We start from the raw sequence: 19,416 nt of genomic DNA on the forward strand, positions 1-19,416 counted from the left end.
GTGCTTGGATCAGCTGGTCATGATGAGATCATTGGGGATGGCAAGGACAATGTGCTTGAAGGCGGCCTTGGCGATGACACGCTTCAAGGTGGCCTGGGCGCAGATACACTTGATGGTGGAGATGGTATCGATACAGCCTCTTATGCAGACTTTACGGATGGAGCTGTCTCTTCTCGCATTAGTCTTGCAAACGCAGATGAGAACACTGGCGTTGCAGAAGGCGATATCCTGACGAACATCGAAAATGTGCTTGGATCAGCTGGTCATGATGAGATCATCGGGGATGGCAAGGACAATGTGCTTGAAGGCGGCCTTGGCGATGACACGCTTCAAGGTGGCCTGGGCGCAGATACGCTTGATGGTGGAGATGGTATCGATACAGCCTCTTATGCGGATTATCATGATGCCACTTCAGTATCAATGATCCGCTTGGGTGCTACTTCCGGGAACACCGGTGTTGCGGCTGGAGATATCCTGTTGAATATTGAGAATGTAAATGGATCTGCTGGGCAAGACACGATTTACGGCTCCAGTGACAGTAATGTCATTGATGGCCGAAAGGGAGATGACCACCTTTATGGGGGGTGGGGAAATGATACATACGTTTACAACCTGGGACATGGTGACGACATTATCTATGAAGAGTTGAGGGGCGGTGATCACGATAAATTAGCGCTCGGTGTAGGAATTACACTCGAAGACGTTCATTTTCGGAGAGTGGGTGGAACGCAGAACTCCAACGGTATTACAATCAGTGATGATTTGGACCTACAAATTACGTTCAAAGATGGCTCAGTTCTGTTGATTAAAGATCAATTTCCAGATCCGACGAAAACATTCGACGAGGCAGATTTGTCAACTGCTCGTGTCGAAGAAATTCACTTTGCTGACGGAACCGTTTTGGACGCAATTGCGATGATCCACCTGGCGTCTCAAGGGGCGACTGAACAAGATGACAGACTGTATGCAAGTAATCAAGGTGCCGAAATTCACGGACTTGGAGGAAATGATAGAATAGCAGGTGGGTTTGGTAGCGACACTATTTTTGGTGGTAGCGGCAACGACAGCCTTCACGATGGGTATATGTGGGCAAGCCGATGGCGACATTTCGAAGTTGCTGATGATCATCTCTTCGGAGGCGCCGGCGATGATAGCTTACATGCCAACTGGGGAGACGACCACCTTGATGGTGGCACTGGCAACGACATGATTCATGGGGGGTGGGGGAATGACCTTCTAATCGGTGGTGCCGGGAATGATTACCTATACGGTGAAACTGGTGACGATGTATATCATTATAACCTCGGGGATGGTGATGATAATATTGTCGAAACAAATGAAGAAGGCAGTATCAATAAGTTAATATTTGGTGCTGATATCAACCTGGATGATGTCAAATTCTCTAGAGTGAATGAATTGACTGTCACGGGTTGGGGAAGTAGCACAACCTATTATGGTGTCGACCTCAGACTAACCTTCAGCGATGGTTCAAACTTATTGATCAAAGATCAGTACATGGGGGAGTACGCCAAATCGATTGACGAAATCCACTTTGCCGATGGAGTGATTCTAGATCTGCTAGCTATTGCTCAGCAAGTTCACAATCATGCTACCGATGAGGCTGAGACCTTTTTTGGTACTGAACGCGATGATGAAATCTATGCACGAGGTGGTGACGACGTGGTACGCGGAGAGGCTGGTAATGACACAGTCTACGGTGGTGCGGGACAAGATTACGTAGATGGCGGGATTGGCAATGACATAATATTCGGCGGCGCTGATTGGGATCGGCTCTACGGAGACCAAGGCAATGATGTGTTGGAAGGTGGTCTTGGGGATGATAGCTTAAGCGGCGAGGAGGGAGACGATACGCTGATTGGTGGTATCGGAGATGATTACGTAAGCGGCGGATCCGGCAATGATACTTACCACTATGCCCTTGGTGACGGGAGTGACAGATACAGAGATTCACCGATAAGTAATGAAGTCAACAAAATTATCTTTGGTGCAGGTATTAAGTCTGATGAGTTGAGACTTGTTCGGACGGGTAGTTACGTCAATTCAAGTGGCCGCGAAACAGAAGATCTTGATTTAGAGCTTATATTGAATGACGGTTCAATCATAACAATCGTTGACCACTTCAGATATAAAGAATTGCCTGGAATTAATGAGGTTCACTTCTCAGATGGTACTGTCTGGGATGCACAAGACATGGTGCGCTTCGCTTACCAGAATTCCAGTGATGAAGCTGATGAGCTATACGGTGGTGTCCTAGATGACCAGATCTTGGGCTTAGGTGGTAATGATAAGATCATAGGGGATCATGGTAACGATACAATCTACGGCGGTGCAGGCAATGATGCTATAGATGGAGATGACGGCAATGATACGCTTCTTGGAGGAGCCGACAATGATCGTATTGACGGTGGTCAAGGAGAAGACGTGCTTACTGGTGGCTTAGGTCGTGATGCTCTAACTGGTGGAACAGGGAACGATACATTTGTCTTTAGTGGTGCAAGTTTTGGTAATGACTACATCAACGATTTTGTGGCCGGTGAAGGAACGGAGGACATTATTAAGCTCGACGCTGGTGTGTTTGCTAGCTTCGATGCGGTGCTTGCCGCAGCGACTGAAGATAGGTATTCGACCATTATTACGTTAGACGACGAAAACAGTCTTAAACTGTACTACGTGACCATTGCCGACCTTCATAGCGATGACTTTCAGTTTGTTTGATCGGACTTAGTAGCGAGTGATCCAGCTCTCAGCAGGTTTCTGCTGAGAGCATTTTATGTTTCGAGGTTAGAACCAAAAACTAGTTCTGATGATAAGACTTCTGGCTCATCGCAAAGAAATCTACGCAATCAAATTACTTGATATACTAATGATTCTATACATAAGAACGAAAGCATTTGAGCTTGGTATCTTTTTGATTGATCAACTTAACACTGTAGAAGCCAGTTTGGCATCACTTGGGACGCAAAATTCAAATTCTTTTGAGCGCCGATGAGGTGAAATACTCTGCGTACGACTGTTCCTCGTTTCGTGCTCTAAAGTGCCTCTGTAGTGAGATTGCAATATCCGTAGATGATAGTGATGGTATGACGATGAATAAAAAGAGGTGAAGAAGCTATTGTTCACGAAATTGGAAGAAGTGCTCAAGGCTAATTGGTGAATTGTGGGCTCAGTCATAGTTTGCGACGGAGCCTGTTAGGTGGGTCTGGATTGTTTGTCATCGACGCCTTCTGGAAAGATCGGTTTAATTGAATAAGAGAATGTTTTGGCCCAAGATCACGACGAGAGGAGTGAGACCTGGAGGCAAACCCTAAGACTGCCAGCGTTGCTGCAGAGCGCATGGTCAAGGATATCTGACACAAGACTCGCATTGCTCTTGCCGGATTACGCGGCGAGGACAGCATTGCCGAGCTGTGTCGTCAGGAGGGCATCTCTTTGGGGCATTATTACATCGGGTCGAAAGAAATCCTGGAAGTTATCAAAAAGCGCCTTGCCAGGGACACAGCCCGTCAGGCCAACACCAGCGAATTCAAACAACTTGCTGAAACGATATTGTACGATATCTATAAGGAGAGTAAGTACAAGATTGGTTCATGAGCTGAATTTAACTTTAATTCCTTGCAGGAGTTCCGAATAAACGACGCTGACATTGACTTATTTAGATGTTAATCTTGTTCGCATGAGTTAATAAATTTAATGATATTATAAAATATTATTTTTGTGATCAATATTACTGTTGATGAGCTTCAAATGAGCTGATATTAACGCTTATGAAGAGAATTTTTCTATTATTTATCATTGTGCTAATTTCAGCGATGCATAGTTTTGCTAGCGCTTCAGTGTATCACGACTTCGATAATAGTACCTATCACTCAGGCGTCTTTACATCTAAAACAACGACTAATTATCTGGTCATAAAGAGTGTTCCAGACCTTTGTCTTGAAGATAGATGTGACTCTTCTCTTGCTTCTACCAATTGTCCCAAATCGTGCGGTTTCATTAGCTATTTCTCGGAGCCTTTAGCACCGGTGCAGTCAAATATTGGCGAGTGCTCTTCTCCCCCTCAGCCTCCTAGTTTACTTCAAGCTACTCCACTACGCCCTCCCATTGTCTAATCACTAAGAAACTACGCCTTGGAGCTGATCACACCTCCATCGCAACACTTAGTTCTCATCGTAGAAGATAGCTCCGTCCAAAATTGTCCCTGTCACGCTGCCTGAAAGGCGGCAGGATACTGGGGAGTTTGGGATTGTCGGTAGTGCTTAAGCACGCCCAATGCCGAAATGCCTCTGCTTGCCTATTTGGGAGGAGTTTGGATCTGCCTCAAAAGGTATGAAGGTATGACAAAGGAATTTCAAAAAACTCGCAATGCGATTCCCCTTCGCACGGGTGAAACATTCAAGCACAACATCCCCGTCGCAATTCCGACGGTTAAGAGAGAACAAGACATTACGAAAACAGTTGATCGGCCTTTTACAATCAATGTTGATGGCGTACCGCTTCCCGCGCTTGAGGGCGAAAGCGTACTGAGCGCTTTGCTTGCCTCAGACATTCGCCAATTGATGAAGAGCGATTATGGCTCTCTATCTGGGGCTTATTGCGGAATGGGAGTGTGTCACTGCTGTTTATTGCACATTGACGGCAAGCACAAACAGCGCGCCTGCCAAACAATCGTAAAACCGGGTATGCGCATCCAGACCCAACGGAATATGGTTTTGGAACAGGAGGGAAAACATGACCGATAATGTCGTAATTGTCGGAGCAGGCCCTGCTGGTTCCTCTGCCGCAGTTGAGCTGGCCAAACACGGCATCCAAACAACCGTAATAGATGAAGCACCCAAAGAAGGCGGGGTTATCTACCGGGGGCCTTGGCGAAAGACGCCCGACATGCCGCACTTGGATGAAAAGCTCATTGCAACTATGGATATGCTCAAACAAGCATATCAAACCCACTCTTCTTTCATCGATCTTCAAACCCAAACACGTGTTTTGGGACCTTTGAGCACCAATAGCCTGCTGATCTCCAAAAACAATGAACTCTCCATTGTGGAATATGATCAACTCATTCTAGCAACGGGATGTCAGGAGCGCAGCGTTCCGTTTCCCGGCTGGCACCTTCCGGGTGTTATGCTGCTCGGCGGCATCCAGCTACAGCTGAAAAGTGGGCTCGTGAGACCGGGTCACAAGGTGGTCATAGCGGGCACTGGGCCGCTGCTCGTGCTCGTGGCGTGCCAGTTAAGTAAAGCCGGGTGTGACGTCCTCGGCGTTTATGAGGCGGCTAAATTCAGCGATATCGCGAAAGAGGCCCTGGCATTGCTAAACCGCCCGCAGCAAGCGCTGAACGGCCTATCAATGATGTGGTACCTGAAAAAGATGGATATCCCGATTCATTATGGTTGGGGTTTGGTTGAAGCAACGGGCGATGGTCAAGTTAATGAGGTGACCGTAGCTCCCTATGATTATGAATGGACACCTGATCACTCACAAGCTGTGACGCTTTCGACAGACACACTGGGTGTAGGATATGGATTTACGGCACGCTCTCAGTTAGCACAACTAATTGGTCTTGATGTTGAATACGACCATATGAGCGGCACGATCCCAAAAGTAGATGAGTGGCAGCGCAGTAGCAACACCGGGGTCTTTTGTGCTGGTGACAGCGCCAAAATTGCTGGAGCTGATGCTGCAATGATTGAGGGAACAATCGCGGCTCTGGCAGTTACTTGCGATCGTGGCAAGTTAGACCATTCTGCTGCGGAGCGTAAGCTCATTCCATTACGGCGAAAACTGACGCGTCAGTATCGCTTCAGACAAGGCTTTGATAGCTCAGGCTATCGTAAGATGGGGCTGCTCACTCTGCCGAAGAACGACACAATCATTTGCCGTTGCGAAAAAGTGGAGAAGCAAGCAATTGATGCCGCGATTGCGCAGGGTACCCGCGATATCGTTACACTAAAAATGAGAACGCGCGTCACAATGGGGGACTGTCAGGGCAAAATTTGTTCACCCTATTGTTATGACCGCCTGAAACACGAAGGTTTCAGCCAAGATCAAGGTCTCGTTCGCCCGAGGTTTCCGCTTGACCCAATTCCCTTTGCTGCGATGGAGGGCGAGTAATGAAAAAATATGATGTAGTTATCTGCGGCGGCGGTGTCATTGGCGCTGCAGTTGCATATTTTCTCAGTCGCAAGAAGGATCTGGATATTGCCCTTGTGGATTATAAACATCCGGGCAATGCTTCACGTGCGTCTGCGGGCGGCTTATGGCCAATGGGCGAGTCAACCGGTCTGGGCTGCGGGGTAATCCTTTTTAAAACGCTATCCAAGCAGATGCAGGAGACAGGTGATACAAACATCCCGCAAATGAAACCGCACATCATGCCAGAGAGTTTTTTCGAAATGGCAATGATGTCCAACGCGATGTACCCGACACTCCACGAAGAGCTATTGGAAAAGCATGGCGTTAATTTCAAATTCGAACGCACCGGTTTGAAGTTTGTGATGTTCGACAAATATGATCGCCTCTATGCGGAACAAATTGCTGCGGCAGTTCCAAATCGGAAAAATCATGTTAGCTGGTTAGATCAGGACGAGCTTCGTGCCAGCGAACCCCATGTGTCTCAGGAAGCGATTGGCGCAATGGAGTTTGATTGTGATCATCAAATCAATCCCTATCGCCTTAACGAAGGATATCTTGAGGCTGCGCGGCAAAATGGCGTAGAGCTTTACTTGAATACCAAAGTGATTGGTGTAGAGCGTCAAGGTAACCGCATAACTGCAGCAGATACTGAGAGCGGTAACTTGCCTTGCAAGGTAATGATCAATGCAGCTGGGGCATGGGCGGAAACGATCAGCAAATGGGCAACGGGCTATGCCTTACCAGTCTTCCCAGTCAAAGGACAGGTGATTGTCTCCGAAAAGCTGCCGAAACTGCTTAACGGCTGTTTGACCACGAGCGACTGTTACATCGCTCAGAAGGACAACGGCGAAATTCTGATCGGCTCCACAACAGAGGAACGAGGGTTCGATACCACAACCGATATCAAGTACCTCAAGCAGTTGGCTCAAGGAGCTATGAAGTCAATTCCCGCTCTGAAAGATATGAACATCAAGCGCTGCTGGGCGGGGCTGCGCCCCGGCTCACCCGATGAGTTACCAATACTTGGGCCAGTCCCCGGTGTTGAAGGGTACCTCAACGCGTGCGGTCACTTTCGCACAGGCATGTTGACCTCGGCAATAACCGGTCAGGTCTTGAACGAGCTGGTACGGGGGCTGCCAACTGCCGTTGATATTGAACCATTTGCATTTCAGCGATTTCTGAATGCTGAGGGTGAGATGGCTGGAAAGTACCAACTGGAAACCAGCCTGTAAGAAGGAAAGAATGTCAGATACCCTAGGGCACGGTAACTTCCCTAGGGTATTTCATGGCTGTTGCTCAGCAATTGACGTCAACCAAAACGTTCTGGACTAGCTTGCGAAACGTGGAAACCCTCTGTCTCAATATCTTTGCGCTGTTTATCGAACGTGATTGGTGAATGATAGCCTCACGCTGAGCGCTGCCGAATTGAATTTCAAAAGCTTCCAATGTATGGCCCAAGTGAACTTCTTCCGTCTCTCCCGATACTTTCCATGTTTCGCCTATGCCACCATTTGGCAACTCATTTCATTTCTTCGTATGCTTGCGATCGGGTTCTGTAGTTTATTACTGAATGCCAATGTTGGCGATTAAAAAAAGACTTCGACGTACTCGAATGTTTTCGCCTTTGTCTACGCTCTGGGTTGCAATTGAGTACGGTGAACAAGTTCCTTTTCAGGCTGACAAAGAAGGTGTGCTACCAGCGAATCCGACCTATCTAACTTGAACAGCTTCAGTTGCGCTGCTTTTGCAGCGTAACACTAGGGCATGAGATCGCTGGTGTGATTGAGTTTCTGGTCGGCTGTTTGATCCAGCACCAAAGTGAGCCATGCTTGCGGGTTGACGTTGTTGAGCTTTACGTTTTGTATCAGGGTGTTGGCGGTCGTCGCAGTCTTTCTGCCCCCCCTTGTGATCCCTTGAAGAGATAATTCTTTCGTCCCAAAGCGACAGGTATCATTGCGCGTTCGGCTGAGTTGTTGTCCGGCATCCAGATGCCGGTTGTCGAGCTGACTATGTAGCCAGTCTTCTCGATCATCGAATGCGGGTTTGGCCTGCATCTGCCAGAGTTTCACCCGCTCCGGCGGTGGTTTGCTACAAACCTGTTTTTCGATCTCATTGAGCGTTGAAATTCGTTGAATGGCCACGTCTACGATGCTTGAGCCTTGAGGTGCATGGATATCGATGAACTTGCAACTAATGTGCGCCGGACAGCCTATTTCAGTGACCTTATCTTCCCCGAGTGAGCCGTTGAACCCTGTATAAGCCCCCGGCATGAATCCAGCCCTTGCAGCCCTTCAAGTGACCCTGGTGATGCTCCCTTTTGTGATCAACGGTGAACTGGTACCAGATCAGAGTTGGTGCTTCTTGTAGCAGAGTAATAAAGTGTCATTCTGGGGAATATAGTTTCATACTGGAAGGGGCATAATGCGGGACATCGCTGCCGTTCGTTGCAATGCGAAAGATGTGGTGTACGAGAGACAGCTCCAGGTGACAGGGCAAAGAAGCGGACTTTCGCTGTGATTTGGACGGAAGCCCGCTAATTAGGCCCTCAGAGATCTAAATTACTACGCGAATCCGCCAAGATCTGCACAATGGGTTGGCAGGAATTGATCTTAAATTGTAACCGCGCATCGGAATGTGTGGCGTGTGTTTCAGTTTAATCAGAATGCAGCAGTCAATCGCAGACTACCCCCCATAGGTGTCGTAATCGTTGGCACCGATACCCTCATAATAGCCATCGAACTGAAGTGCGACCTTGTTGCCGATTATGGCATCAAAGCCAACGCTTATCCGGGCACAAATATTGCCGTTCTGACCGAAAGCATCAGCCAGAGCGGTGCCGTTTTTGACTCCGAAATTCCATACGCCTTCAATGCCCAGACTTGGGGTGAGCACAGAACCATCCTCAAAGCGGATGTCGTAGGAGACGGTCGGACCGAAGCGGATTTCATCGGCCGCGACTTGCTGGCTCGGGATCCGGCTCCCTAAGCTGTCGGTGTAGCTGTGCTGTTCCTCGCTGAAATAGAGGGCTTGCAGAGAGGGGGTTACCGTCCACTCAGCTAACTTTAGCGGGCCTTCCACCTTACCACTAACCAACCAGCGATCTGTGCGGAATCTGTCGGTATAGGTGCCAAGCGGCGAGACCTTGTTCTCCGACTGCCCCAGGCCGCACGAGCGTCGAAAAAGAGGCCTTGCCCAGGCACGCGGCCCACGAGATACGGCCCAATCATCCAGCCCCAACCATCAACGGCCGTGCCCGCAGCATCATTTGTTTCTTCGGCCCAATCCAATTGAGCTAGACCGCCGATCAGCAGGTTTCAAAATAGTGGGTACCGAGATAGCCGGTCCAGAAATCGATGTCGTTGTCATTAGAAAATGCCCGACTGCCATTCACTTGTATCCAGAGGCCATAGGAAAGAGGAGGTTCGGTATGCGGTGCGAGATTTAGGGCTTGGTTTATTCCTTGCTGCGCCTTTTGTTTGGGAAGGGTTTGTTCCTTTTACATGGCCGGAGCGGGGGTAGCCTGGCGATTTTAGCCGGCAGCAATGCGGCTCAAGCTAGTAGTAAAAGCCAGATCCATGTTGTTGCTATCGGCTGAAAACTGCAGGTTACCAAGGGGTCCACCTCCTGAATTTTACCCGCAAGCTACACAACCACCCGCGCCCTCTAGATAGACACGAACATATCGTTAAATTCCCGGCTCAATGCTGCGATAACAGGATCAATCTCAATAGTTTGTTCGCTATGAGAAACGCCAGCCTCTTGGTTCAGGGTCAATACCTGACGTGTCATTTCAGCTGCAATGATAGCGGTCATTTTGGCTTCGTTACGGCCAATCACCCCAACTGTAATCTCTTCCGCTCCGTTCTTAGCCCGCCCGCGGGCTCGTACAGCTACGCCGCAAACATCTGATCCAATGTGGACATTCATGAACAGCCAGACTGCGATCTTACGCCAGAACGGGCGTCGCAGTAAGCGACCGAGACCAGCTCGGGATGAAACTGCAAAGAGCCACGTTGTGAGGCGATTCTCGAATTGCACCCAGGTTGATACCGAAGGAACCTCAAGGGTACGCCCAATCACGTGCTGATCGGAGAAGTTAAATCGGTAGGCGGAACGCTTTTCTCTGCTGTTAGGCAGACCAAGAGCAATACTCTCTCCAAAACTACGTACTTGCCTGGCATTACCATTGTCCATCACGCTATAGGTGGTATCGAGGTTATTGAACATCCATTCTACAGCTGCCTGACCATGATGATCGCCAAGTCCAAACTGCAAGAGAATATCAATACGGTCCAGTTGCTCCATTTGATCACGCGCCCGAGCAGAAAGCAGATTGGTAAGCCCCGGCGCAGTACCAACACTAAGCAGCGCTGTGGCTTCGTTACGCTTCGCTAAATCGTCAAGTGCTTCCACTTGAGAATGGAAGTCGTGCTCCGCGCTAATGTCCACATAGTGAATGCCACGCGACAAACACAGCTCAACAAAACCTGTACTAGTCTGGTCTAGACAGACAAGAACAAGCTCAATATCATTAAGGGCGTCACCAACATCCATCGCGAAGATATCAACAGCGCGGCCTTCCGTATCGTAGCCGACCTTCGCAGCTGCAGTTTTGGCCTTGTTGAGGCTTCGTCCGGCAAGAGCGATACGTCCCGGAAGCTCTGGGGCTAGTCTTTCGGCGATCATATATCCCACCTGACCATAGCCACCCACGATTAGTATTTTACCACATTTTTCCGGCACGCTTTGGTATTCTGATGACATTTCAATTTACCTTTCATACAACTAATATCGGGTCTTTAAAATTTGCTTGGTTATTGAGGTGGAAATAAACGCCCTTTTTATTCAGACACTTATTATGTCCCCTTATTACTTATAAGGTGCCGGATCCTTGGGTTACGGAAGTTAAGCGACCGCTCTTGGCAGGCCACTTAGTCAACAAGGAGGCTTATTAGGTGGCACTGCAATACACTGGTGGGATATTCACTTTCGGCCTCTCAACGCTGCTCATGCACTCTCTACCTCGGGCTTCACGTCTCTGGCAGCATCGTGTCATGCAGCACCGAGACCTTCCCGATCTCCTAGCAAACCGTTCAACTCAATCTGAAGGAACTCGTGTGCCAGCGTATCAACCTCAGCCTCAGGGTTGACCACAACAGCGTAATGGATGGCCCGCTCGATAAGCCCCAAAATCCCCCATGCAGACGCATCAGTCACACTACCGCGGATTATCCCACGCTTTGCCAACTCCTTCAGGTAAGTCCCGATAGAAGTAATAGTTTGAGCGAATCTTTCTTCAACGCGCGTTCGCGAGGCAAGCGAAACCGCATAGGACTCACGCAGAATAAGTGCAGTTAAAAATGGCTCGCATCGACAGTGGCCCAAGATTGAACGCCACATTTCTAGGAGTTGGGCGTTTAGCTCACCAGTGTTGGCGACCGCAGAGGCAGGAAACCGATCCAGTGTTTGATTCTGCAAACGGGTGAAGAAATCATCTACAAGATACAGGAAGATTGCTTCCTTATTATCAAAGTAAAGATAAAAGGTGCCGTGAGCCACACCAGCATGGCTTACAAGGTCAGATACCCTCGTCGCGTGATACCCGCGGGTGCCGAACACTTCGATTGCCGCACGAACAAGACGATCCCGAGAAGTGAGTTTATTGGAGCGAGACATGAACTTACCCATTATGACTGACATGTCAGTCATAATGGTATTCTTAATTCTCATGTCAAGAACTTGTTTGGTGGAATTATCTCAAACCTCGCCCTATGATCCCAATCGCATTCTCGTTCCGGTTCGACAAAAAGGGCATTGCCACAGATCGTTAGATGTAACTGATTGCACTTATCCGACGCTCGAATTGCAAACATCCTGATTTTTCACTCGAATTAAATGCGACTCCCAGAGGGGCCAAACTCACATTACTTGCCTCGCGATTGCAAACATCCACCTCGGATCACATTATTTGCGAATAGCAGCAGAGCGGGACAAAGCAGTCCTTCGCTGCAGGGCAGAAATCTAGCTAAACATCAAGCCATTGCTGACGTGGTGGACCATTAGCGGACATTCGAGTGGTTCTATCACGAGTCGACGCAGCTTTTAATAGATGATGCCGCGACCTCATTCTGGAGAACTCTTCTTGAAAACTGATTGCGTGAGTGCCGGACAATTGGAGGGTTCCTTAAACCTAAGACTGCCCTCACGGCCCGCCTTGTATGGTGAAAGCACTCTATCTCGCAATCAGCCCAGGCCTTTACGCCGACTTACGCTTTATCCAAACAGCAGCGGGGCCATTGCCTGCGACCGTGGCTGGCTGCTAGGAACTCAGCCATTTGCGAGTGAAATAGTCGCCTTTGGCTAAGCTAATCTGCGCTTTGTTACCAAAGTGGGAAATAGTGACGTCATGGTGCTATCTGCCATTCCTGCGTTTCCACGCCTCGCAACATCGTAGGGTCCAGCGTGGCGGGTAGCTTGCTAGCATAGGATTGCTTTGATGTTCAGGCACACGTCGGGAATCTTGAAACAGACCGCCCGCAGCTACTCTGGAGCCTCATAGAGGTCTTCAGCCGCATTAGGTTGTGGAGGCAAGGGCTTCGGTCTTAAAACAACACCGAGAACCCTGCGTTGATGCTGCCGAAGACGGCGTCGATGGAGTCGTAGGCACCTTCTACACCGAAGTCCAGTGTGGCCCGGTCGGTGACCTGATAGTCAACGTCTGCACCGATGAACGGACGGACACCACCATCATTCAGGTTCTCGTGGTAGGGAACATCAAAGCCCATGACACGTGCGTCGATGTCGTCGCCCCAGTTTCCGTAGATATCCAGACCAGCACGTAGTGTGGTGTTCCAGTAGTTGGAATCCTGGTTAAGAGCGTTGAAACCGATACCTGCCAATTGCAGCCTGACGTTGATCTGCTGGTGGTTCCGGCTGTCCAGACGCAGGCCGTTGACCCCGCTTTCGCTGTAGCTGTCCTGATGGAACAGGGAGTAACGGACGCCGGCAGATGGCACGATGAGGTACTGCCTCCACGGCACCTCGTAACCGATGGTCAGCTCTGGCGAAATCAGGAAGCCAACACCGTTGTCGTCTCCTTTGACAACGCCGCCGGGAGCGGTGTTATCAAGATACGTGCGAGAGACATCATCCCAGTTGATACCACCCAGCAGGTTGATGCCGGTCAGGATACGGTTGAAGACGCGGTCGTAGTAGATACCCGCATAGGCTGTCTGCAGTGTGTTGTCCCAGTTGCGATTACCCGCATTAACGGCGCCGATGGAATAGCCGGCATAAATGCCGCCCAGTGCATTATCCTCAAACGCTCTGTCATACCCGATGGTGAAGGCGCCGAGGAAGTGGGAGTAGGCCCGTCCGGTCGTGCTGGCCTGACCAAAACCACTGGCATCAAACCAGAAGTCCTGAATGAGCCCGTTGTCCTGATAAAGGAACTGACGGTTCTTTAGCTCGCGGGTATAAATCTCCTGTTGCAGATAGCGGATCAGATCATCCGTCATGCGCACGCTTGAGGCTCTGAAGAAGCCGTCAGAATCCAAGGTCACAACCTTGACCTGATAGGGCGCAATCTGGTTGACCGCCAGTGGCTGCCCTTGACCCAGAACGGTCAGCTCATGCGGATCAGCGTCAATTGTAAAGGCAGCATCAAAGCCGCTACCAATGGTCAGGGTATTGTCGGTTCCGAACGTGCCTACCCCATCGCCAAAGGTGATCTGGCCCTGAATGACGGGATAGGCGAGTAGGGATAAGCTGTTGTGATTGCCATTCATCATAATGGCGTGGCTGTCCGGTGCCAGATCGGCGAACACACTGCCGTAGTTCACAAAATTGTTGTGGTCGCCGTTCATGCGAACGCCAAAAGATGTAGGTGTTGCGCTGGTGGATCTCGCAATAATTCTGCCACTGCTGAGCAGTTCAGAATTATTACCAGTCACAAGAACACCCTGGGCTAGATTACCTGAAGCATAAACCTCAACGCCTCTTTCCAGAGTAAGGAACCCCGAGCCGTTTGATGCAAAACTAGAAATTCCGATTGCATTTGATCCGGCCATAACGCTGATACGACTATTGGCATGGATGGTTGCTCTATTATTTCCAGATGTAGCGGTTTGCTGGATGCCGATTCCAAGGATATCGTCCACAACAACATGAACTAGAGAGTTTTCGCCTAAGGCAAATGTGTTTTCAGCTGAAGCTTGAAGTACGCCCCGTGCTGTTGTCACTGCGGAGATATTCATCATGGAGCCCGAGCCCACAGATAGGCTTGCAGATCCATTAGAAGCACCTTGGAAGATACCAGTCGCTGCGTCTAGTGAAGCAGTAGCGTTAATTCGTGCGTTTTGCCCGATCGCAATTGTTACGTCACCACTCCCAAATGTGAATTGGCTTATTCCTGTAGCGAAAGAGGAAGCTTCGGCCGTTATTCGGTTACCCGCTGCGATCACGATGCTACTGTTGCCGGTAGAGTCGAGCCCGTGAAATTGGTCTATTGCGGTAGCACTCCCCCCCTCCATTAGCCGTTATTTTCCCGTGTGAACCGAAATAGATAGTGTTATCGCCGGCAGTATTTATCTGATTTATGCCAGTGGCCGCTCCCCCCGCAGTAACAGAAATGTGCTCACCCGCTCCGATCCAGATAGAGTTAGTTCCGAGATCAGTGAGCTGATCTATTCCGACGGCGTTTCCGCCCGCAGTAACGGATAAGGGATCATTGTCCCCGATCAGGAGCGTGTTATCGCCATTGACATTGTTCTGACGTATTCCAGTGGCCTCTTCTCCAGCGTCAACGATCAGGTTCCAATTTTCTCCGACCTCAATAGTGTTATCGCCGTTGATATTTTGTTGGTCCAGCCCAACGGCTGTCCCTCCCGCGATAACAGTTAAGTCCCCATCTGGTCCGATCAGGAGAGTATTATCGCCACTGCTAGTTCTCTGAGTTATTCCTGCGCCATCAAAATTCGCTGTAACGTCTAAAGTTCCATTTGATCCAATATCAATTGTGTTAGGTCCACTGTCGTTTGACTGACGAATTCCAGTCGCAAGCCCCCCAGCGTTAATGATCAGTTCCTGACCTGCTCCGATCCAGAGAGAATTATCTCCGTCGAAAGTTCCCTGACTGATACCAATAGCGATTTCCGACGTAGTCACAGTCAAAGGATCATTGTCTGCAATCTCGATTGAGTTATTGCCGTTGTCACTTAGCTGTGAAAGCCCAAAGGCTGCGGCTCCCCCGGTTACGGTCAAGTCCCCATTGGCTCCAACCTTAAGCGTGTTATTGCCATTGATAGTTTGCTGATTGATTCCAGAAGCGTTCTCATCTGCGGTAACACTCAAAACCCCGTTTGGTCCGATGTCGAGGGTGTTGTCGCCATTGACGCTGAATTGTGAGATTCCCTCGGCGTCCTCACCGGCATCAACTGTTACTTCCTGATCCGCGCCGATCCAGATAGAATTTTCGCCGTCAAAACTACCCTGAGTTATGCCAGTGCCGTCTTCACCGGCACTTACGGTAATCGGATCATCTTCACCGATTTCGATCGTGTTGCTGCCTGCATTTGTTGACTGCGATATGCCAGTGGCAAACGTTCCGGCGGTAACGGTCAGGTTTCCGTTTTCCCCGAGACGCAGAGTGTTGTCACCGGTAGAATTTCTCTGAAATAGTCCAAAGGCACCCAAATCTGCGGTAACACTCAAAATACCGTTTGGCCCGATCTCGAAGGTGTTATCGCCCTCAATAGTTTGCTGAATGGTTCCGTTGGCAAACCCACCGGCGTCAATTGACATTTCCTGATCCGCTCCGATCCAGATTGAGTTATCTCCGCCGGAGTTATTCTGAACCATTCCAACGGCGTCCAAGTCAGCGGTAACGGTTAAGTCCCCATTTAGTCCGAGCAGGACCGTGTTATCGCCCTGGACAATTTGCTGAAGTATACCAGTGGCGTCTCCCCCCGCATCAACAGTCAAGTTCCCATTAGATCCGATCTCAAAAGTGTTAGTACCGCCGTTATTTTGCTGAAATATCCCTCTGGCTTCATCCCCCGCGGTAATGGTTAAGGTCCAATTTTCTCCGATTAGGACAGTGCTATCGCCTACGGTGGCTAGTCGCTGCTCTATTCCTCTGGCCCTTCCCGCTGCGGTAGCGGTTACGGTGCCATCTGGTCCGATATCGACAGCGTTATCGCCTTCCTCATTTTCCTGAAAAACTCCAGTTGCGGACGCGGCAATATTCCCAATAGCGGATACGTGCCCATTAGAACCGAATTCCATAGTGTTATTGCCTGAGGAAGTGTCTTGCACTATTCCTCTGGCGAAGAAAGCATCGGACGTAGCAGAGATTTGAGCGTCTTCCAGAAAAATCGTATTGTCGCCTTCAGCCGCTCCATTGCTGAATTGTGCCACTCCCGTGTGAGTGACGAACCCACCACCACCACTTGCAGAAACATCGCCCCCTTCGTGGACATTGAGTATATTGTAATCCTCTCCGCCCTGTAGGATGGCATCTACGTTACCGCCTAAGGGCGTGTCGTCTACTGAAACGGGACCATTGAGGGTGATTTCACTGTTAACCCCATCGGCGTCGATAGCTGTTGGGTCACCATTAACATCAATGCTCCCTGTATCAGTGACAAGCACTGTTCCGTCCGCGCCCAGAATGACCGGCGTATTTTGTGGGGCGTTGATCACGATCTGAGCGTTGGCACTGCCCGAGAATGAGACTGCGATGATTGTGCTGGCGAGCAAGCCTGCGGTGAATGGAGCAATCCTGCGATAATTCGGTCTTTTGCGCATCAAACACCACCTAGATTCAATGTCTAAGAAAGCATTTCCAATGATAGATTCTGTTTATCTCAGTCTCCGTTAGATCTATATCCATGAAATTGCGCTTGGATATTGGATCAAACATGAAGTACTATTGTAAGAACTACTGTGCTAGATAGGCGCATACTTGCCTGTTATTTCATTTCGGCTCACTGGTGCTTGACCCTTTGCTCCACAGCTCAGAACAAGACGGAGAACCCTGCGTTGATGCTGCCGAAGACTGCATCGATTGTGTCGTATGCACCTTCTACACCGAAGTCCAGTGTGGCCCGGTCGGTGACCTGATAGTCAACGTCTGCACCGAATTCACCGAGCATTTACTATCGACATCCTCCGATACTATTTGCAACGGCAACGAACTACCGCTTTCCGCCAATGAGGCTTGCTTGAGTATATCGACCTGAAGTTGAAACATCCCCCTTCAGAGGACTGCCCTGTGTCAGGGCGAATGGCAGCTCTGGTCATGCTGCCACATGCCGCATCTGCGAAGCTCTGAGAATAACTTTTCGCTGATGAACGTCAGCAAAGGGCTCAAACCCCAACCTCACCATCTAAATGGCTATCCGGCGACAAACCTCAGTATGACACTTTATTACTTTGAAACTAGCGATTGAGTGCGGATTTGCTCATCTAAGTATGGAACACTATTTCTACCCACCGCTTTGGAAACCGAAGGTTGCCGCTAATATTGCACACTCTAAGGATGAAACTTTATTCCTCTCCCACAGTTGGCGCGAAACCGAAGGTTTCCATGGATGACATGTACAATGACCTGCTGAACCTTGGCCGTATCTTTGGGGTTGAGGCACGGGCGGAAAAGCTGGTGCAGCACTACCGTGATGAGCTTGCCCAGTTCAAAGCTGGTTTGAAGGTTTCAGGCACCCCACCACGGATCTTTGTTTATGATAGCGGAGAGGATTCCCCATTCACTGCAGGGCGTTATGCCATGCCAACGGCGTTGATTGAGGCTGCTGGTGGCAGCAATGTGATGGATACCTTTGAGAAGAACTGGGCACGGGTGAACTGGGAGGCCGTTGTTGAGGAGAACCCGGAGATCATCGTGATTGTGAACTACGGCGAAGTAACTGCTCAGCAGAAGCGCGATTTCATGCTCAACAATCCCGCTTTCGCAGATATGGACGCCGTGAAGAATGACCGGTTCGTGACGCTGGAATATGCTGAAGCAACGCCAGGACCCCGCAACATTAAGGCGATCAAGAAGCTCGCAGCCGCGTTCTGGGAGAACTAAGCATGAGCAAAGGAACCGGCGTCTTTGCGGCCCCCAAAGTGGTCCGTTCTCATCATTTGCTACAGATCAGCTGCGCGGGCTTGGCTGCGCTGGTTCTTTCTGTTTTCCTTGCTGTCTCTGTGGGCGCGGTTTCCATTTCCATGGAGACGGTCTGGGGTGTTCTTGCAAACAAGCTGGTGCCGGGTCTGGTTGAACCGAGCTGGTCCGTGGGGCGCGAGAACATTTTGTGGCAGATCCGCCTGCCGCGCGCCCTGCTGGCGATCATGGTGGGGGCAGGGCTGTCCATAGTGGGGGCCTGTCTTCAATCGGTCACCCGCAACCCCTTGGCAGATCCTCACCTGATCGGCATTTCAGCCGGTGGTGCGTTTGGGGCAGTTTTGGCGCTGCTGCATACGGGATTGTTTCTGGGCACGCTGACGGTGCCGTTACTGGCGTTCCTAGGCGCGCTTGGCGCGACCTTCCTTGTGATCGGTGTAGCGAGGTTTACGAGCGCGACCAGTGCGGACCGGTTAGTGCTGACTGGTGTGGCTGTGAGTTTTGTGCTTATGGCAGGCGCAAATATTCTCATCTTTCTGGCAGACCCACGGGCGACACACAGTGTGGTCTATTGGATGCTCGGCGGGTTAGGTCTGGCACAGTGGGGGCATCTTATGTACCCGCTGGTCGTGCTGGTGCTGTGCGGGGGCTGGCTGTGGCTGAGGGCAGGGTACTTCAACGCCATGACGATTGGCGATGAGACGGCGACCACACTTGGCATATCCGTCTCCAGATTCCGGCTGGAAACCTTCGTGATTGGCGCGCTGATTACGGGTGTGATGGTCGCGTTTTCGGGGATGATCGGTTTTGTGGGGCTTATGGTGCCTCATATCGTGCGCTTGTTTGTGGGCGGCGACTATCAGCGCCTGATCCCGATCTCAGCATTATTTGGCGCAATCTTCCTCCTCCTCGCAGACGTGGCCGCACGTACATTGATGAAGCCCGAGGACATGCCAATCGGCATCATCACCGGCCTCCTTGGCGGCATCTTTTTCATCTGGCTTCTGCGAGAGAAAAGGTGGCGGGCAGCAACTTGTCAGAGCGGGTGAATACTCTGCGGCCCCGGAGACCTTAGGAAAGGTGAGTACGACCAAATTCATGTGCTGTTGGTTGCTCAGCATTCATCCTGAAACTTTACATCT

At 50.1% G+C, this 19,416-nt stretch carries 12 protein-coding genes and 2 pseudogenes; 7 read left to right on the forward strand and 7 right to left on the reverse strand.

Annotated elements, in window-relative coordinates:
* The 5 genes and pseudogenes from IE076_RS19605 to IE076_RS19625 form a co-directional block, all read left to right on the forward strand.
* Positions 1–2,736 (forward strand): calcium-binding protein (locus tag IE076_RS19605; RefSeq protein WP_244649737.1); only part of this gene is annotated, 2,736 nt, incomplete at its 5' end.
* Positions 2,737–3,375: 639 nt separating this feature from the next.
* Positions 3,376–3,555, forward strand: a pseudogene (locus IE076_RS19610) (IS3 family transposase); the annotation flags it as partial.
* Positions 3,556–4,355: 800 nt separating this feature from the next.
* A complete protein-coding gene (locus IE076_RS19615) occupies positions 4,356–4,760 on the forward strand; it encodes a (2Fe-2S)-binding protein (RefSeq protein WP_189438496.1) in 405 nt (134 codons plus the stop codon).
* Entirely contained in the window at positions 4,750–6,132 is a 1,383-nt protein-coding gene (locus IE076_RS19620; protein ID WP_189438497.1) for an NAD(P)/FAD-dependent oxidoreductase, read from the forward strand. Before IE076_RS19615 ends, IE076_RS19620 begins: the two co-directional genes overlap by 11 nt.
* The gene (locus IE076_RS19625) at positions 6,132–7,385 is read left to right on the forward strand and encodes an NAD(P)/FAD-dependent oxidoreductase (RefSeq protein WP_189438498.1); all 1,254 of its coding nucleotides are present in this window, start codon (positions 6,132–6,134) and stop codon (positions 7,383–7,385) included. The genes IE076_RS19620 and IE076_RS19625 overlap by 1 nt, the downstream gene beginning before the upstream one ends.
* Before the next feature lie 525 nt (positions 7,386–7,910).
* Here IE076_RS19625 and IE076_RS19630 read toward each other — a convergent pair.
* The 7 genes from IE076_RS19630 to IE076_RS19660 all read right to left on the reverse strand — a co-directional run bounded on the left by IE076_RS19630 (position 7,911) and on the right by IE076_RS19660 (position 17,306).
* Complete coding sequence (locus IE076_RS19630; RefSeq protein WP_189438499.1) at positions 7,911–8,423, reverse strand: IS66 family transposase; 513 nt, start codon at positions 8,421–8,423, stop codon at positions 7,911–7,913.
* Positions 8,424–8,835: 412 nt separating this feature from the next.
* Positions 8,836–9,390: an autotransporter outer membrane beta-barrel domain-containing protein gene (locus tag IE076_RS19635; protein ID WP_280514307.1), complete on the reverse strand. Its 555-nt coding sequence runs from the start codon at positions 9,388–9,390 to the stop codon at positions 8,836–8,838.
* A 426-nt stretch (positions 9,391–9,816) separates the two neighbouring features.
* Entirely contained in the window at positions 9,817–10,917 is a 1,101-nt protein-coding gene (locus IE076_RS19640; RefSeq protein WP_189438501.1) for a saccharopine dehydrogenase NADP-binding domain-containing protein, read from the reverse strand.
* 288 nt (positions 10,918–11,205) lie between these two features.
* Positions 11,206–11,862, reverse strand: coding sequence for a TetR/AcrR family transcriptional regulator (locus IE076_RS19645; protein ID WP_189438502.1), 657 nt, complete (start codon positions 11,860–11,862; stop codon positions 11,206–11,208).
* An 893-nt stretch (positions 11,863–12,755) separates the two neighbouring features.
* Entirely contained in the window at positions 12,756–14,411 is a 1,656-nt protein-coding gene (locus tag IE076_RS19650) for an autotransporter outer membrane beta-barrel domain-containing protein (protein WP_189438503.1), read from the reverse strand.
* A gap of 208 nt (positions 14,412–14,619) precedes the next feature.
* Positions 14,620–16,959, reverse strand: coding sequence for a beta strand repeat-containing protein (locus IE076_RS19655; protein WP_189438504.1), 2,340 nt, complete (start codon positions 16,957–16,959; stop codon positions 14,620–14,622).
* A gap of 209 nt (positions 16,960–17,168) precedes the next feature.
* Positions 17,169–17,306 (reverse strand): hypothetical protein, encoded by a 138-nt coding sequence (locus IE076_RS19660; protein WP_189438505.1) that lies wholly within the window; start codon positions 17,304–17,306, stop codon positions 17,169–17,171.
* A gap of 413 nt (positions 17,307–17,719) precedes the next feature.
* On the opposite strand from IE076_RS19660, the pseudogene IE076_RS19665 reads away from it, so the two are divergent.
* Together IE076_RS19665 and IE076_RS19670 are read left to right on the forward strand one after the other, a co-directional pair.
* Positions 17,720–18,238: pseudogene (locus IE076_RS19665) on the forward strand (ABC transporter substrate-binding protein); the annotation flags it as partial.
* Between the two features lie 2 nt (positions 18,239–18,240).
* Complete coding sequence (locus tag IE076_RS19670; protein WP_189438506.1) at positions 18,241–19,323, forward strand: FecCD family ABC transporter permease; 1,083 nt, start codon at positions 18,241–18,243, stop codon at positions 19,321–19,323.
* Positions 19,324–19,416: the final 93 nt, after the last annotated feature.

It is taken from the genome of Pseudovibrio japonicus (assembly GCF_014651595.1).
Taxonomy (GTDB): domain Bacteria; phylum Pseudomonadota; class Alphaproteobacteria; order Rhizobiales; family Stappiaceae; genus Pseudovibrio; species Pseudovibrio japonicus.

Coding starts and splice junctions, on each gene's coding strand:
- IE076_RS19615 (WP_189438496.1), top strand. CDS start 4,356: ATGACAAAGGAATTTCAAAAAACTCGCAATGCGATTCCCCTTCGCACG.
- IE076_RS19655 (WP_189438504.1), bottom strand. CDS start 16,959: ATGCGCAAAAGACCGAATTATCGCAGGATTGCTCCATTCACCGCAGGC.
- IE076_RS19650 (WP_189438503.1), bottom strand. CDS start 14,411: ATGATGAATATCTCCGCAGTGACAACAGCACGGGGCGTACTTCAAGCT.
- IE076_RS19620 (WP_189438497.1), top strand. CDS start 4,750: ATGACCGATAATGTCGTAATTGTCGGAGCAGGCCCTGCTGGTTCCTCT.
- IE076_RS19660 (WP_189438505.1), bottom strand. CDS start 17,306: ATGCTCGGTGAATTCGGTGCAGACGTTGACTATCAGGTCACCGACCGG.
- IE076_RS19625 (WP_189438498.1), top strand. CDS start 6,132: ATGAAAAAATATGATGTAGTTATCTGCGGCGGCGGTGTCATTGGCGCT.
- IE076_RS19670 (WP_189438506.1), top strand. CDS start 18,241: ATGAGCAAAGGAACCGGCGTCTTTGCGGCCCCCAAAGTGGTCCGTTCT.
- IE076_RS19645 (WP_189438502.1), bottom strand. CDS start 11,862: ATGACTGACATGTCAGTCATAATGGGTAAGTTCATGTCTCGCTCCAAT.
- IE076_RS19630 (WP_189438499.1), bottom strand. CDS start 8,423: ATGCCGGGGGCTTATACAGGGTTCAACGGCTCACTCGGGGAAGATAAG.
- IE076_RS19640 (WP_189438501.1), bottom strand. CDS start 10,917: ATGTCATCAGAATACCAAAGCGTGCCGGAAAAATGTGGTAAAATACTA.